The 14,809-nt window shown below is 48.7% G+C and carries 18 protein-coding genes; 5 read left to right on the top strand and 13 right to left on the bottom strand.

Annotated features, from left to right (window positions below; translation table 11 throughout):
* Window positions 1–17 precede the first annotated feature (17 nt).
* The 4 genes from FB479_RS28785 to FB479_RS28770 form a co-directional block, all read right to left on the bottom strand.
* Window positions 18–656, bottom strand: coding sequence for a nitroreductase family protein (locus FB479_RS28785; RefSeq protein ID WP_142067516.1), 639 nt, complete (start codon window positions 654–656; stop codon window positions 18–20).
* Window positions 657–869: 213 nt separating this feature from the next.
* Window positions 870–1,373 carry a DinB family protein gene (locus FB479_RS28780; protein WP_142067515.1) on the bottom strand — a complete coding sequence of 168 codons (504 nt, stop codon included), beginning with the start codon at window positions 1,371–1,373 and terminating at the stop codon, window positions 870–872.
* A 36-nt stretch (window positions 1,374–1,409) separates the two neighbouring features.
* Entirely contained in the window at window positions 1,410–2,498 is a 1,089-nt protein-coding gene (locus tag FB479_RS28775) for a saccharopine dehydrogenase family protein (protein ID WP_142067514.1), read from the bottom strand.
* Complete coding sequence (locus FB479_RS28770; RefSeq protein ID WP_142067513.1) at window positions 2,495–3,892, bottom strand: MFS transporter; 1,398 nt, start codon at window positions 3,890–3,892, stop codon at window positions 2,495–2,497. Before FB479_RS28770 ends, FB479_RS28775 begins: the two co-directional genes overlap by 4 nt.
* Window positions 3,893–4,027: 135 nt before the next feature.
* On the opposite strand from FB479_RS28770, the gene FB479_RS28765 reads away from it, so the two are divergent.
* Complete coding sequence (locus tag FB479_RS28765; RefSeq protein ID WP_142067512.1) at window positions 4,028–5,116, top strand: response regulator transcription factor; 1,089 nt, start codon at window positions 4,028–4,030, stop codon at window positions 5,114–5,116.
* Between the two features lie 62 nt (window positions 5,117–5,178).
* Here the strand turns inward: FB479_RS28765 and FB479_RS28760 are convergent, their stop codons facing one another.
* From FB479_RS28760 to FB479_RS28735, 6 genes are all read right to left on the bottom strand, one after another.
* Window positions 5,179–5,493: a DMT family transporter gene (locus tag FB479_RS28760; RefSeq protein ID WP_106657397.1), complete on the bottom strand. Its 315-nt coding sequence runs from the start codon at window positions 5,491–5,493 to the stop codon at window positions 5,179–5,181.
* A 19-nt stretch (window positions 5,494–5,512) separates the two neighbouring features.
* Window positions 5,513–5,848 (bottom strand): DMT family transporter, encoded by a 336-nt coding sequence (locus FB479_RS28755; protein ID WP_142067511.1) that lies wholly within the window; start codon window positions 5,846–5,848, stop codon window positions 5,513–5,515.
* 97 nt (window positions 5,849–5,945) lie between these two features.
* The gene (locus FB479_RS28750; protein WP_142067510.1) at window positions 5,946–6,530 is read right to left on the bottom strand and encodes a TetR/AcrR family transcriptional regulator; all 585 of its coding nucleotides are present in this window, start codon (window positions 6,528–6,530) and stop codon (window positions 5,946–5,948) included.
* A gap of 60 nt (window positions 6,531–6,590) precedes the next feature.
* Window positions 6,591–7,145 carry a GNAT family N-acetyltransferase gene (locus tag FB479_RS28745; RefSeq protein WP_255438783.1) on the bottom strand — a complete coding sequence of 185 codons (555 nt, stop codon included), beginning with the start codon at window positions 7,143–7,145 and terminating at the stop codon, window positions 6,591–6,593.
* A gap of 20 nt (window positions 7,146–7,165) precedes the next feature.
* Window positions 7,166–8,272, bottom strand: coding sequence for a threonine aldolase family protein (locus FB479_RS28740; RefSeq protein ID WP_142067509.1), 1,107 nt, complete (start codon window positions 8,270–8,272; stop codon window positions 7,166–7,168).
* 164 nt (window positions 8,273–8,436) lie between these two features.
* Complete coding sequence (locus tag FB479_RS28735; protein ID WP_106657401.1) at window positions 8,437–9,003, bottom strand: bifunctional transcriptional activator/DNA repair enzyme AdaA; 567 nt, start codon at window positions 9,001–9,003, stop codon at window positions 8,437–8,439.
* A 172-nt stretch (window positions 9,004–9,175) separates the two neighbouring features.
* Here FB479_RS28735 and FB479_RS28730 point away from each other — a divergent pair, with 172 nt between their 5' ends.
* From FB479_RS28730 to FB479_RS28720, 3 genes are all read left to right on the top strand, one after another.
* Window positions 9,176–10,108, top strand: coding sequence for a DNA-3-methyladenine glycosylase 2 (locus FB479_RS28730; protein WP_106657402.1), 933 nt, complete (start codon window positions 9,176–9,178; stop codon window positions 10,106–10,108).
* 19 nt (window positions 10,109–10,127) lie between these two features.
* Window positions 10,128–11,246, top strand: a complete 1,119-nt coding sequence (locus FB479_RS28725) for a deoxyribonuclease IV (RefSeq protein WP_142067508.1) — start codon at window positions 10,128–10,130, stop codon at window positions 11,244–11,246.
* A gap of 79 nt (window positions 11,247–11,325) precedes the next feature.
* Entirely contained in the window at window positions 11,326–11,631 is a 306-nt protein-coding gene (locus FB479_RS28720; protein WP_115984539.1) for an Ada metal-binding domain-containing protein, read from the top strand.
* On the opposite strand, the gene FB479_RS28715 is transcribed toward FB479_RS28720, so the two are convergent.
* The 3 genes from FB479_RS28715 to FB479_RS28705 all read right to left on the bottom strand — a co-directional run bounded on the left by FB479_RS28715 (window position 11,513) and on the right by FB479_RS28705 (window position 13,690).
* Complete coding sequence (locus FB479_RS28715; protein ID WP_255438782.1) at window positions 11,513–11,959, bottom strand: hypothetical protein; 447 nt, start codon at window positions 11,957–11,959, stop codon at window positions 11,513–11,515. The genes FB479_RS28720 and FB479_RS28715 overlap by 119 nt on opposite strands.
* A 10-nt stretch (window positions 11,960–11,969) precedes the next feature.
* Entirely contained in the window at window positions 11,970–12,749 is a 780-nt protein-coding gene (locus FB479_RS28710; RefSeq protein ID WP_142067506.1) for a cyclase family protein, read from the bottom strand.
* 137 nt (window positions 12,750–12,886) lie between these two features.
* Window positions 12,887–13,690 carry a MerR family transcriptional regulator gene (locus tag FB479_RS28705; protein WP_106657448.1) on the bottom strand — a complete coding sequence of 268 codons (804 nt, stop codon included), beginning with the start codon at window positions 13,688–13,690 and terminating at the stop codon, window positions 12,887–12,889.
* Between the two features lie 92 nt (window positions 13,691–13,782).
* Here FB479_RS28705 and FB479_RS28700 point away from each other — a divergent pair, with 92 nt between their 5' ends.
* Window positions 13,783–14,793, top strand: coding sequence for an alpha/beta fold hydrolase (locus FB479_RS28700; RefSeq protein ID WP_142067505.1), 1,011 nt, complete (start codon window positions 13,783–13,785; stop codon window positions 14,791–14,793).
* The last annotated feature ends 16 nt before the right edge of the window (window positions 14,794–14,809 follow it).

The raw sequence follows: 14,809 nt of genomic DNA, 5'->3' as shown, positions 1-14,809 counted from the left end.
GAATAGCCTCCTCAAATTTATTTACTTGCTTGGAATGTGTTATAGCTCACGAACTCTCCAACGGGCTTGCGATACCCTCTGACACGCTGACTGGATGTATCTTCTTTTCCAATCGTGATCATCAAAGCTGGCACAAAGCTGTCCGGAACCTTTGCTATCTCTTGGACGGCTGCTGGATCGAATCCGATCATCGGGCAAGTATCCCAGCCTTTATCTTTTGCAGCGAGCATGAACAGCATTGCGGACAAATTCGCATTGCGGATCGCTTCATCACGCTTGAACTGCTCTCCTCCAGACTCGTACATCGTTTTGACAGAAGCATTGTTGTGGTCGTACTCGCGTTGATCCATGATTCCTAAATGAAGCAGACCTTCATTGATGCGCTCAACGCTTTGGTACGCGTCCTTGTCTCCAAACACCAGCACCACTGCCGAAGCGGTTTTCACCTTATATTGTCTATATGCCGCTTCATATACTCGCTCTTTGGCTTCTGGATCGGTGACAACTACATAATGGGCATGCTGCAAGTTGAATGCAGATGGCGCGAATTTGACCAGCGACATGATTTCATCGATCTCAGCAGGTGTTATCGTTACATCCGTTAGAAACTTGTTTGCCGATCTTCTGTTTTTGACAAGGGTAGTGAATTCACTCATGGGACTTCCTCCTCGATTTTTTTCTATCTCATTCATTTTTTAATATCTTAATTTAAAGATAATAGCTTTTAAAAATGTTCCTGCTTGGGGAAGTAGGATGACGATGTTACAAAAATGAATATCTTGAATTTAAGATAATTATAGGACTAAAATTCTTCCTTGTCAACTGCCCAAGGCCAGAAGAATGAAATCTCTTCCAGCCCCAGGAACTTGTCAGTTGGCGTACCAGTATAGAGCATAATCGGTCATGACAGAAGGATGCCCCATTTGGCGCAGCATCGCAGTTATGTTTCCACGATGATACGTTCCGTGATTGACCACTTGCATGATGATTTCTGCCAAGCTCGTATCGCGTACGCTCGTGTACGGATTATCAAGGACAATGCGCCGTTCCAAATCTTCTTCTGGGCTGAGAAAAGCACTGAATTGCTCGACCAGCTCGGCATACTTCCGCTCTACTTCCTCCAGGCTTTTTCCCGTTAATTCCTTTTCCCGCTGCCATGCCTCATTCAGCGCCGCTTGCATGTCCATCCCCTGCAATATGAGAATCCAGCCTTGGTCTACCATATAAATATGCTCCATCACTTTTGCTACTGTCGGGAAAACGCTTTGGACCTCCTGCTCGTAAACCCCTTCCGGAAGTTCCTTCAAGCGATTGATTAACGTCTGATTCGCCCACGCGTGAAAGTCGTACATGTTTTTGGCATAGTGCGTCATGATAAAAGCCCCCTCTTTGGTTCGTCGATAGCTCTATCATAGACCGGCTTCCCTGACAAAAATGGTCAGTGATGCTTCCTGCTCCAGCCAAAATCTCATTTTTTCTAATGAAAACAGTTGTTCTATGTGGTGGACTCCTGGAGGAAACGCCTCTTCATACAGCGATTTTGCTACGGCAGCCGCCACCATTGCGGTCATGTTGGATTGATCGCGCCCGTAAAGCAGACACTCAACTGTCGCCTCGTTAGTTCCCCGTTTTCCCCGTGCCTCTACCTTGATGGCAAACCGATCATCCCCCATTTTCCAACGCCCAAACGCTTCAATCGTGGCTTCCCGTACTTTTGGCTGATGGAGTAATCGGCAAATTCCTATGCTCCGAAGGGCCGCTACTACTTTCGTCATCCCATCCAGATCAAAACAAAGTCGCGTTGATACTGTGGGGACACCCAAAGTGCGCGCCAATGTCTGCTGATCGGAAAACGGAAATCGATACGCGTGCTTTTTCCCCAACTCAGGTCCAAAATCAACAAGCTTGCCCTCTGTCATGCTCTCTACGGTTACACGCTGATGATTGTTGATCACCTCGTAGCTCGTGCACAAGTTATCGACAGTCCATTCAATCGCGGCCTTCCCGTGTCGATCACCGAGACCAAGCATAACGAATATGTCCAGCTCATTCACCTGATCCAGCAAGCGATGAGCTTCCCCTGCGAGCAGGTTGGTCAGTCCTGGTGCCAGTCCTACACTGAGCACGGCGGTTCCCATGTCCTTCGTTTCAGTTTGTCTCCCCCATTGTTCGATTTGCGTCAAAAAATGGCCATTCGCCGAAATATCGAGATAATGCGTTCCATTCCGCACACACCCTTCCACAAACGCCGTATCCGTCTGGTCCAGACACATGACCACCAGCTTTACTTTTTCCAGCAGGCTTTGGTCCAACGGCTTGTGAATATCGAGTTGCAGCGGGAGCACCTTCCCATCTGCTTCTCGGCAAAATGCTTCAGCCTTCTCCAAGCTTCGTCCGGCTGCATACACCCGCCCCGGATATGCGTTACCCAAATTCTTGCATATGATTGCCCCTACATGACCGTACCCTCCGACGACCACAATTCGATCCTTGCTCATGCCTTCTCCACCTCTGTGCCCCTCTTTTTCTGCCGCTCCAGACGTCCTGCATACCACCAGACAAACAAACCGCTCAGGCAGATCAGTCCTCCTGCTTCAAAAACCGCACGATACGCATCGATCGTCGGCTGCACAGCTTGACTCGATTCGCCGTTCATCATGCCCAGTCCCAACGCTGCGCCGACCACCATCCCTGCATTCCTCGTCAAGGCGATCATGCCTCCGATCGCGCCCGCATGCTCTATCGGAACGTGGCGCATGATGTAGCTGTTGTTGGGCGAAGCAATCAGCCCCATACCTGCTCCTACCAAAGCCAGTACCGCGATGATTTCCACCGCAGATAATGCCTCTAGCCAGATCGCCAAGACGGTCATCCCTGCCCCCATGGCACCGAGACCTGCAAAAATGAGCGGCCGTCCTCGATAGCGGTCTGAAGCCCAGCCACTAAAAGGACCCGTCAGCGCCAGCAGCAGTGGGTAAGCAGTCATCATATACCCTGCCGTCAAAGGGGATTCATGTACTTGATCAAGCAAGTAGAACGGCAGGACAACCAGTACGAGATTAGCGAGCACAAACGAAGTGAAGCTAATAAACAGTCCACTGGACACAGCTGATAAGCGAAAGACCGCCACGGGCAGAAACGGCACTGACTGTCGCCGTTCCCACCAGACGAACGCCCATGCCAAGACGAGTACACCCCCAAAAAGAATGAGCATCCCTTCTGAAGCCCAGCCCCACCCGTTTCCATTGGAGATCGCGATAATGACTGAGCTGACCAGCAGCATGAACAGACCTGCCCCAACGAGATCAAGTGAACGGGCCTTCTTCGTCTGCTCGTGGGAAGGAATGTAACGAAAAGCCAGCCCCGTAGCCAAGATGGCGACAGGAACATGAATCAGAAACAGCCACTCCCAGCTCAACCACGACGCGATCATCCCACCTGCAATCGGCCCGGTCATGCCGCCAAGCGCAACAGCTGTACTCATGATCCCCATTGCCCTTCCCCGCATTTCTTTTGGGAGCAAAATAGCAATGAGGGCGATATTGGTAGCCTGGAACATAGCCGCTCCGATGGCTTGCACGATTCGAAGCATGAGCAGCATCGTGATCGTCGTCGAAAACGCCACCAAGACAGAGCTTACCGTGAACAGCAGGAAGCCGTAATTGTGCAGCACACGATGCCCGTATCGATCTCCCAGCTTGCCCATGAAAGGAAGAAGAGACGCAATGACAAGCAAATAACCCGTTGTAATCCATTGTGCGATCGCCAGCTCCGTCTGAAAAATGTATGTGAACTGAGGAAGCGAAACATTGACAATCCCCGCCGTAAAATGTGACAAGAATGCACCCAGACAAATCGCGATCAACATGAAAAAGCGCTGCTGCTGGCTCATACGGTCTTTCCAACTCCTCGCGTATCTTGTAAATTTATACTAAGAATCATTCTCAATTATAGAGAGGATCGAGGAGAGCACCATCCCACAAAGCTGGGATTTTCCTTTTGCCAATAGACGTACAGGAGAATGCAGATGAACACAAATCAGGAAGCGAGCAAACGAAAAGTGATGGCACTGGCTGAACGCTTTTCTCACTCTTCACAAGACTATCGGACAGCGCTCTTGCAGTTGTTGCGAGAATTCGTCCCTTTTGACGGGGCCTGCTGTACCGCCGTTGATCCGCAAACACTTTTGTCCACCGGAGCCATTACAGAAGACGGGGTGGAAGCCATTCATCATGGCATTTTTGAGCATGAATACTTGCGCGAGGACTTCAACCGGTATGATGATTTGTGCAAAGCGGCTGAGCCTGTCGCGACGTTGAACCAAGCGACCGAGGGCCAGCTTGAACGCAGTGACCGCTATCGCAATGTTCTGTCTCTCGGTGGCTTTCATGATGAAATGCGTGCCGCTCTCAAGTACGACGGTGCATGCTGGGGCTATTTGACGCTGTTTCGTTCGCAGGGGCGTCCCTTTTTTTCTGAGCAGGAGCGTGAATGTATTTTGGCTTTGGCTCCGCTGATTGCGTATCAGTTGCGAAAAACGAGTCTGTCCTTACCCGCTGAGGAGAATACGTGGATAGAAGAAGAGATGGGGATATTGATGCTGTCGGATCAGTTCACCCTGCTCGCTGCCAATCCCACAGCAGAAAAATGGCTGACCCTGCTGCGCCAATGGGAGTCGATTGATCGCGATACCTTGCCCCGGCCAGTGCGAGCGGTTTGCTCGCGGGCACTCTCCCAGCTGGCAGAATCAGGTCACACGACATCCATGGCAAAAGTCTGTATTCGCATGCCAGATGGCCCTTACATGACGATTCAGGCAAGCCCCATGAACAGCCAAAGCAGCACGGTCCACTTGGCTGTATTGTTCGGTCCCGCAAAACCTGCTGACATGCTGCCTCTCATCGCCGAAGCGTATGGATTGTCAGTGCGGGAGAAGCAAATACTCGACCAGATTGTCCGCGGCGCTTCCACGAAGGAGCTCGCACGCACACTGCACATCTCCGCTTATACGGTTCAGGATCATTTGAAGTCCATCTTCGTAAAAACCGGGGTGTCCAGCAGACGAGAGCTGATCTGGCAATTGTTTACCCGATTTGGCATACAGGCGAACCAGTGAAAACCTAGCGAAAAGCCCCCTTCTTACAGCATACGCTGCCAGAAAGAGGCTTTTCGCTATCATTAAGCGATGAACTTCAAACCAACAATACTGATGACAATCCCTGTAATGAACAGAATCCGCATCCTGTCCCTCGACTCTTTGAAAAACAACATCCCTACCAGCACGCTTCCTGCTGACCCAATGCCCGTCCATACGGCATAAGCTGTTCCGACCGGGAGCGTCTGTACAGCAGTCGAGAGCAAATAAAAGCTAATACTTGCAAAGATCAAACAGGCAACCGTTGGCTTCCATTTTGTAAATCCTTCAGTCAGCTTTAATGAAATCACCCCGCCAATTTCTGCGAAACCTGCGATAATCAACATCGCCCATGCCATACTGTCCACCTCCAAGTTGTTATGCGTTCTCTTCTTCCGGCTTGCTCGACAGCTTCAATCCGATAATGCACGTGAGCAGCAACAGGATAAAAAAGATTTTCAAGAAAGATATATCCTCACCCAAGAACATAAATCCAACAACGGCCGTTCCCGCTGCACCAATCCCCGTGAAGATCGCATACGCAGTTCCGACTGGAATCCGCTTCATTGCCTGAGCAAAAAAATAGAAGCTGGTAACGATCAATAGAACCGTGACCACACTCACGACAGGCTTCGTGAACCCATCCGAGAACTTCAGTCCCAATGCCCAAGCAATTTCGATCATTCCGCCAATGATTAAGTAAAACCATGCCATGGTAATCACCTCTTCGTAGTTCTTGTTGCATGAAAATGAATGAACGTCAGTCATTTCCTGCCAAATAAAAAAGAATTGGATATGCTCCAATACTTCTTTATTGGACACCTAATGCTCTTTTGCAAAAACGAAGGATTTCCGCTTTATATTCATCTGGTGCTACATTCTTCTGGTCGCTGCTGTAATAGCGTTCCGCTGTATTTTCGATAAGCGTAATAATGATTTTGGCCGTCCATCTCACATCAATATCTTTCGAGATGGCGTTATCATTGATCGCTTTTACGAGGACGCCTTCCATCCACTCATAAAAAGGCTTGTAGATCGTTCCCCATGTCTCCAATGAATTATCAAGGGCAAATCCGGAATAGCAAAGGATGATGACATCCCTGTATTCATCCGTAAAGGAAAAAGTCTCATCGACCAACACTTCGAGAACACTCTCGATATCACTTTTTCCCAGCAGCTTATCATTGATCCGCTGGAATGTAATCGATAGCAGATTATCCGCAATTGCTGGGACCAGCGCTATTTTGGATGGGAAGTACAAGTAAAACGTCCCTTGCGCAATCCCTGCTTTTTTGACGATATCGGATATAGACGTCTTATCCAGTCCTTTTTCCGAGATGATTTCGATAGCTGCGTTGAGGATCTTGGAATATTTATCGTCTTTGCTGATTGCCAAGTCGCTTCCCTCCTTTTACCGAACCGCCACCAATGACTGACTGTCATTCATTTTAGCAAGTCATATTGAAGCTGTCAAATCCAGATGAAAAATCAACTCCTCGCCATACTCGCCCGCAAATCTCCATCCTTGATCGATTAGCCCCGCCTTCTTATACAGCTGGATCGCTGGAGTATTCGTATGATGCACCGTCAACACGATTTCATCTCGCTCCGGGTAATGCTCTCTCGCGATGTCAGCCAAGCCATGGAATACTCGCAAGGCGTAGCCTTTCTTTTGATGGCGGGAATCGATCGAAAATGATTTGAAAATAATCGCTCTGTCATTTGGTGTGTAGGGATTGCCTGTGTGTGGTGTGAATAAGGCAAAACAGCCGATTAGCTGGCCTTGGTCGAGAACCACATAGGTCTTATGACCAGGATTGTTTTGAGATGCTTCGATCACATCGACTGGCATAGATGTGTAGATCGCTTGTTCTTGCGGCAAATCGTAAGCCATGATCGAAGGGTAGTCGCTTTTTTCGTACGGTCTGATAATGAACATATCGGTTCCTTTCTCTGCTTTCGGAACAATTCGCGCCAGCCCGGTAGGAATCGGTAAGCACCAGACTGCCACCACCCCCGAAATTGACTCATTTAGTCGGCTTTTGATTTCTGCTCTGCTATTTTCTGATTTAGCTTTTCGAATGCTAATACCAGCTCTTCCTTCGGGATCATCGCATACCGATCGCCAATACTTACCTCATAGGAGCTAGAAGATTCGTCGTCCTGTCTTACATAATGCGTGAAGCCAATTCCTGTTTCTTCACTAAGTGAGAGCATGATACGCTCGAGCTCTTCTTTCGGCAAATCTGCGTGCACATGAAACATGTTGGATACAGGCACGGCCGGTCTCGTGGATATCCCCTGGCATTGGTTGTAGAACTCCGCCAGTTCTTTTGCATGCTCGTAATATTGACTGAATTTATGCTTTCTCTGCTCAAAATGGTATTCTGCCGTAACAATATACGGGTACAAACTAATCAAGTCTCCGCCATGACGTCTTTTCCATACCTTCGATTGCTTCGTGAAGTCTTCATCCCCAGCCAGGATCGCTCCGGCAATTCCGCCTATCCCTTTGTAAAAGGAAACGTACACGCTATCGAACAAGGCGCAAACCTCATCGGCTGACTTCTGGTAATACGGCAGAATTTCCAAAAGCCGGGCACCATCCAGGTGCAGCCGAATTCCTTTTTCCCGACAATAACGGGAGATCGCCTCTAAATCCTCATACGCGGGCAGCTGTCCGCCAATCTCACGTTGTGGCAATTCCAGCAACAGGCACGCGATATCGTCGTCCATGCCGAGAACATCGTCCAGTTCAATCACGCTGTCTTTATCCGCCAGCAAAACAGCCTCAATCTGATGCAGCTCCTTGAGCCCATCTTCCTCGTGAATCTCCAAGTGGCAGAGCGGATGATAGGCGACCTTTTTGATACCCTTCTCATCGCACCAGATGCGTAACGCGATTTGTTGGGCCATCGTACCGCTGGGAAAGAACACGGCAGACTCTTTACCCAAATATTCGGCCATCTTGCGCTGAAAATCCTCGATGAGTTCGCCTGTTCCGTACATGTCACCCTCCACATTCCCATCCACCCTGGACAGGACCTGCTGCAATTGAAGGAGGTCTCTCTTGCTGTGCCCGGCGATTTGATAAGTCGTCTTTTTAAATACTTCTCGTAAGGTTTTCGTATCGTTCATCTTGGCAGAGCTCCTTTTTCTTTCTCATCTTCAATCTCTTGATAGGCAGAGGTCCAGAAATCAAGGAAAGCACCCGGTGGTTGTGGTGAATCCATCAGACAGTGGTGGTTATTCTCGGATGCAGATGCTTCTTACTTCTAAAGATATCACATTTCACGAGCCGCTTATGTCGTTTGTTGTTTGACGTACAGTTGGCGATATTCACTCGGCGTCTTGCCCGTCATCTTTTTAAACAACGTGATAAAATACGGCGTATTCGGCATTCCTACCATTTGCGCAACATCTGCGATTTGGTTGTTCGAATGAGCCAGCAGCTCTCTCGCCCTTTCTATCCGCTTTTTCTGGATGTACTCCACGGGCGTCATATCCATAAGTCGCTTAAAGGTTCGCTGCAAATGAAACGGACTGCCATGGCACATATCAGCCAAATGCTCCAACGTCAGCTTTTCGTTATAATGAGAATCAATGTACTGTGTAATTTGTGCCACCCACTCACGATCGGGCAACCTCTCTCCCGTGGGCTTGCAGCGTTTACATGGGCGAAATTCTTCCCGCATCGCTTGGCTTGCATTTTGGAAAACCCGCACGTTCTCCCTCTTCGGCGGCTTCGACTTGCACGACGGTCTACAAAAGATCTTCGTCGTTTTTACCGCATAAAAAAATTGATCATCGTAGGACGCATCGTTATGAATAATGGCCTGCCATCGCTCATCGGTTACCCGTTCCTCCAAGACACTTCATCTCCTTTGTCATAGCCGTTTTCGAATCGCTTGCTCTTACCGACAGTATACCCCCACGCTGCGTGATCCGTACTGCTAGAAGATTAAAATAGCAAGATAACGAAATGACAGGGTAGCTTTTCTTGTTATAAAACTAGGAGGAAGTCAGACAGGAGGTTTTCGCATGACAAGCGGTCTACCACACTCGACTTGGGTCGATAATAGAGAAGAAATGATCTTGTCCGTACCTAAGGAATTCAGCTTTTCGCAAAATCTTCAATACTTGTCCAGAGCATCCAACGAATGCATGTTTCACATTCAAAACGGGCGCCTCTACAAAGCCATTCCGATCGAACAAGATTCACAAGTAGTCGAAATTCACGCAGATAACGATCAAGGATTGACTGTGCGCTTTCTCAGCCCTTCGCTTCCCACTGAAAAAGTCCGGATGGAGGTAGCACGCTATGTCCGCGATTGGTTCGATCTCGATCGAGACCTGGTTCCGTTTTATGAGCTTGCCGCAGGGGATGCTCTTCTAAAGCAGGCCGTTGAAAAGTTTTACGGGCTGCGGACCATGGGCATTCCCGACCTGTTTGAAGCGCTCAGTTGGGGAATCCTTGGACAACAAATTAATCTGACCTATGCGTATACGCTTAAACGGCGGTTGGTAGAGACATTCGGAAGACGGGTAGAGTTCGAAGGAGAGACGTATTGGCTTTTTCCGACAGCAGAAAAAATCGCCGGATTGACCGTCGCTGATCTGGATGGATTGCGCATGACGACCAAGAAATGCGAGTATTTGATTGACGTCGCACAACTCATCGTTGAAGGGAAACTATCGAAAGAGCTATTATGGGACGGAGGAGATTATCAAACCACGGAGAAACGATTGACCAGTATCCGTGGGATTGGACCGTGGACGGCCAACTATGTGCTCATGCGCTGTCTGCGAATTCCCTCTGCTTTTCCCATTGACGATGTCGGCCTGCATAATGCGATCAAATTTTTACTAGGCAAAGAAAAAAAGCCGACAAAAGCAGAAATACGAGAGCTGTCCAAGGCTTGGACGAATTGGGAGTCGTACGCTACTTTTTATTTATGGCGTTTTCTTTATTAATCAAAGGAGGTTCTATCCTATGCTAAAAATAGGTTCGCACGTATCATTCTCCGGTAAGGGACTGCTGAATGCCGCCGAAGAAGCAGCCACCTACGGCTCGAGTACCTTTATGATCTACACGGGAGCACCGCAAAACACCCGCCGCAAACCAATCGAGGACCAGTACATTACGGAAGGCAAAGAAGTAATGGCCAAGCAGGGCGTGGATGAAATTGTGGTACATGCTCCGTACATTATTAACTTGGGCTCTTACAAGGACGATACCTATGAGCTCGCTGTCCGCTTTCTGCAAGAAGAGATTCGCCGGACCGACTACATTGGCGTCAAAAATATCGTGCTGCACCCTGGCGCATACACAGACAAGGATGCAGAGTACGGCATAGCGCGGATCGCGGAAGGCTTGAATGAGGTTCTGACAGGCGTCAAAGACACCGACGTGAAAATCGCGTTGGAGACGATGGCGGGTAAAGGGACGGAAATCGGTCGCAGCTTTGAGGAAATCGCAGCCATCATCGAGAAAGTAGAAGACAACAGCAGGCTGACCGTCTGCATGGATACTTGCCACATTCACGACGCTGGCTATGATATCGTCAACGACTTCGATGGCGTCTTGGAACAGTTTGACCGGACAATCGGCTTGGAGCGTCTCGCCGTCGTTCACTTGAATGACAGCAAAAACTTCCGCGGAGCAGGCAAAGACCGCCATGCGCCAATCGGTGCGGGACTCATTGGCTTTGATGCGATGAATTACATCGTGAATCACGAGAAAATCCGTCACCTGCCGATTGTACTGGAGACACCTTGGATCAGCAAGGAAAAAGGCAACGAACGTCCGATGTACGAGGCAGAAATCGCCCTCCTGCGCGGGGAAGCGGACAAGCGCTTCGGCGACGAATTCATGGACCATGTGGAGCGACTCGATTTCTTTTTCCGCAAACAAGATATCACCAGACGCGAGTATGTGGTTGGGATTTGGGAGCTGCTCAAAAACGACGCGAAGGCAAAGAAAGCCGATGGCCGCGAGCCGATGGAGCGTCTGTACGATATGGTGAAGGAAGCGAGATTGTTCCCAGAGCTCACCGAAGAGCAGATCAACCACCGCTTGACTGCCTACTTCGCGATTCCGAAATTCTCGTAAAAAAATCCATGTAGGCTTGCTATGGCTTCCTCCTGTTGGAGTGAATGTACCGACATCAACCAATAAAGGAGGAAGCCACATGCCTGCGAAAACGTACACCCTGCTGGGAGCCGATCGCCAGTTTTATAAAAGCGATACACCCGGTACATTTGGCGGCTACAAGCCAGGTAAAATATATGGCCGACTGGATTGTCCCTCTGCCATTAGAGCCATTGCGCGAGGCGGTTATGTGCGCCATCGTGTATTTTTTGCTGATGAGGCTACCGCTATTGCTGCGGGGTATCGGCCTTGTGCTGTTTGTTTACGAGAGAAATATTTGTTGTGGAAAGCGAACCTGCGGGGATTCGAAAGAGTACATAGTTGCCCGTCCACATTTGTGACGTGATGATCATCTTCTCTTTCCCTCGTTCGAAAAAGTATCCGGCCCCTTCTTGCTGAATAAAGGTCCAGCCTTTTTCTGTCACTGCCCGTTTCATCGCTTCTGCCGCTGAAGCTTGATTCGCTTGCGGCCCATATCCATACCAATCGACGTTTTCCTCCGTCGTCAATTTGACGATTGTTCCCGTGTTTTCTTCCAACAGCTCCGTCACTTCTCTTTTGGACTTGGATTCGAATGGCAATGCAGGATACCCGATCAGCGAAATATACGCGATCATGATGAAACAAAGGCCCAAGAAGAATAAGAGGAACAGAACTTTCGCTCTCTTGTTCATGCCCATGCAACTACTCCTCTTCCTCAAAAATCGCAACCGGACGTGCCCATCCCGCGCTCGCTCCTTTCACTTTTACAGGAAACACAGAAACGGTAAACCCGTAGGCCCTCGGTAATTGCTCCAAATTCGCCAGCTTTTCAATTTGGCAATACTCTTTCTCTTTTCCCACATAGTGAGCCGCCCATAAAACGCCATCGCGCGGATTTTGTTTATAATCAGCAGCTTGAACGGAAAACGGAATATCCCATCCCCACCCATCGGTTCCCATGACCTTGATACCTTGATCAATCAGCCAATGTGTTGCTTCGGCGGATACTCCTGCATGTGATTGAAAATAGTGCTCTTCATAGTATCTTTTATCCGCATCGGTCCTGATCAGGACAATATCGAACGGTTTCAGTTCGTATTGGATTTGGGCGAGCTTTTGTTTTACATCATTCACCGTGATTTCATAGCCAGACGGCTTTTCGCTAAAATCAAGCAGGACACCATCTCCGTAAAACCACTCCAACGGCAACTGATCAATCGTTTTCGCTGGCTCTCCCTCTGAAGTAGGCCAATAATGCCAAGGTGCGTCTACATGTGTTCCTGTATGTGTCGTGAGTGTCACCGTTTCACTCGCCCATGCCTTCTGTTCGGGAAAATCCGTTGGCTGCAAGCCAAAATACTGCGCAGCTTGGACAGCCCCTTCTTCATGACTATTGTATTGAATCTCAGGTGGAAACGGTTCTTTTGCCAGACGATCAAGAGGCACACTCAGATCAATGAACCGACGTGCTTTTCTATTCATAGCAGGATTCCCTTCTTTCCCCTTTGGAATTTTCTGTATTTCCGTTCAACTTTACTGTACTACCTGCCTTCCATCAGCGTCAAATGAACACAAGCAAAAGGCCAGTACCTCGTCGTCTATACAGGTACTGGCCTTCTTCATGGGGATTCAATGGGAATTTGTACTTCTACATACGTATCGCCCCCATGTGAGGATTGCAGATAGTTTTCTCTGCCTGGCTGATCTTTTTTGATCCGGTATTGATTTCGCTCTATCCATTTTGCCAAGTCTATGCAGGCCGTAGAAGGAACGAATGGTTCTACTCGCTGGACCAGGGTGGCCATCATTGGCTCCTCCGGCAGCATACGTATTTCTAGCATGTCGGATGGCAAAGGAATGTCTTGTTTGAGCACATAGCCGATCTCCAATTCGAATACCCTCTCGTCTCTCTCCGACTCCTTCCACAAAACGATGGGAGGAAGCATTCCTCTCTGCTGCTTGCCAGCATATTGAGCCAGCCGATCGAAAAGCATCGGAATCTCTTCTACCGTACCTTCTGAACGGAACGAGACAATTTTTTGGGCTTCGACTCGTTTAAAGACAACCTCTTGTTCTACGTACCCCTTTTGCTCGATCGTTAGCAGACGCTCCTTGATTCGCTTCAATCGGGCTTGCTCCGCCTCAAGCAGCTGTTCCATTTCCCTTTCTTTTTGCCTGAATATGCCTTGCACTTGTTCCAGGGACATCTCTTCATGCAGCAATTGCTGAATTTGTTGCAACGTAAATCCCAAGTCCTTGTACATGAGGATTCGATTGAGCGTAACCAATTGCTCTGCTACATAAAACCGATAGCCAGTCTCTTTGTCGATATCCGCTGGCTTCAAAATGCCAATCTGGTCATAAAAACGAAGCGTCTTTAAAGACACTCTACTCAATCGGGAAAATTCACTGATCTTAAACATGGAAAAACCCCAATCTATCATTCCCTTGACTTTCCCCTGTACGGGAACGTTTATAGTTGAAAAAAATCATGCTTACAAAGGAGCAATGCGAGATGGATTACGACATTTTTCACTTGGGAGAGGTTCGCTTGCAGTCAGGCGTGACACTACCGCATGCATTTATTGCTTACAAAACGTATGGCACGCTCAACGCAGCCAAGGATAACGTCATTATATTTCCTACTTCATTTGGAGACCAGCATTACCAAAACGAATGGCTCATCGGGGAAGATAAGGCTTTGAACCCGAATCAATATTTTATCATCATTCCCAATATGCTCGGCAACGGGCTATCGTCCTCCCCTAGCAATACGGCAAGTCCATATGATCAGGCCAATTTTCCACACGTTACAATCTACGATAATGTCGTACTTCAGCATCGACTCATTACGGAGAGGTTTGGCATCAAAAAAATTGCGCTGGCAACCGGCTGGTCGATGGGGGCCATCCAGGCTTTTCATTGGGCAGCGAGCTACCCAGATATGGTTGAACGATTGGCTCCGTTTGCCGGAACCGCAAAAACATGGCCGCATAACATCGTCTTGATCGAAGGGATCCGAGCAGCATTGCAGGCCGATGCAGCTTGGAATAACGGGCAGTATACAGCATCTCCCGAGGTTGGCTTGCGTACCTTGGGGCGCGTTTATGCGAGTTGGGGGTTTTCGCAGCCATTTTACCGCGAGGAATGCTATAAAGCTTTGGGCTATGAGACACTTTCCGAATTTATCTCAGGATTTTGGGAGGAGAGCTTTGTTCCTTCGGATGCAAACGATTTGCTGGCGATGATGTGGACGTGGCAGCATGCCGACATAAGCCAAAATGATAGGTACAAGGGAGACTTTGAGGCGGCGTTACGAAGCATCCAGGCACGAACGGTTGTGATGCCCGTACGGACTGATTTGTATTTCACGCCAGAAGACAGTGAATATGAGACGAAGCACATCCCGAACGCTACCTTTAAGCCGATTGAATCGATCTGGGGACACTTGGCTGGGTTTGGACTTAACCCTGTCGATACCGCGTTTATTGATAACACCTTAAAAGAACTGTTGGGGACAAACTGAAAATACGAAGTAGAGG

Origin of the sequence: Brevibacillus sp. AG162 (assembly GCF_006715575.1) — a bacterium.
GTDB classification, from domain to species: Bacteria; Bacillota; Bacilli; order Brevibacillales; family Brevibacillaceae; genus Brevibacillus; species Brevibacillus brevis.
Note: the sequence above shows the minus strand (reverse complement) of the source record. Positions and strands in the feature narration are given on the sequence as shown.

What these genes read in the sequence shown, in the direction of transcription:
- FB479_RS28785 (WP_142067516.1), bottom strand. Translation starts at nt 656, where the DNA reads ATGAGTGAATTCACTACCCTTGTCAAAAACAGAAGATCGGCAAACAAG.
- FB479_RS28780 (WP_142067515.1), bottom strand. Translation starts at nt 1,373, where the DNA reads ATGACGCACTATGCCAAAAACATGTACGACTTTCACGCGTGGGCGAAT.
- FB479_RS28775 (WP_142067514.1), bottom strand. Translation starts at nt 2,498, where the DNA reads ATGAGCAAGGATCGAATTGTGGTCGTCGGAGGGTACGGTCATGTAGGG.
- FB479_RS28770 (WP_142067513.1), bottom strand. Translation starts at nt 3,892, where the DNA reads ATGAGCCAGCAGCAGCGCTTTTTCATGTTGATCGCGATTTGTCTGGGT.
- FB479_RS28765 (WP_142067512.1), top strand. Translation starts at nt 4,028, where the DNA reads ATGAACACAAATCAGGAAGCGAGCAAACGAAAAGTGATGGCACTGGCT.
- FB479_RS28760 (WP_106657397.1), bottom strand. Translation starts at nt 5,493, where the DNA reads ATGGCATGGGCGATGTTGATTATCGCAGGTTTCGCAGAAATTGGCGGG.
- FB479_RS28755 (WP_142067511.1), bottom strand. Translation starts at nt 5,848, where the DNA reads ATGGCATGGTTTTACTTAATCATTGGCGGAATGATCGAAATTGCTTGG.
- FB479_RS28740 (WP_142067509.1), bottom strand. Translation starts at nt 8,272, where the DNA reads ATGAACGATACGAAAACCTTACGAGAAGTATTTAAAAAGACGACTTAT.
- FB479_RS28730 (WP_106657402.1), top strand. Translation starts at nt 9,176, where the DNA reads ATGACAAGCGGTCTACCACACTCGACTTGGGTCGATAATAGAGAAGAA.
- FB479_RS28725 (WP_142067508.1), top strand. Translation starts at nt 10,128, where the DNA reads ATGCTAAAAATAGGTTCGCACGTATCATTCTCCGGTAAGGGACTGCTG.
- FB479_RS28720 (WP_115984539.1), top strand. Translation starts at nt 11,326, where the DNA reads ATGCCTGCGAAAACGTACACCCTGCTGGGAGCCGATCGCCAGTTTTAT.
- FB479_RS28715 (WP_255438782.1), bottom strand. Translation starts at nt 11,959, where the DNA reads ATGAACAAGAGAGCGAAAGTTCTGTTCCTCTTATTCTTCTTGGGCCTT.
- FB479_RS28710 (WP_142067506.1), bottom strand. Translation starts at nt 12,749, where the DNA reads ATGAATAGAAAAGCACGTCGGTTCATTGATCTGAGTGTGCCTCTTGAT.
- FB479_RS28705 (WP_106657448.1), bottom strand. Translation starts at nt 13,690, where the DNA reads ATGTTTAAGATCAGTGAATTTTCCCGATTGAGTAGAGTGTCTTTAAAG.
- FB479_RS28700 (WP_142067505.1), top strand. Translation starts at nt 13,783, where the DNA reads ATGGATTACGACATTTTTCACTTGGGAGAGGTTCGCTTGCAGTCAGGC.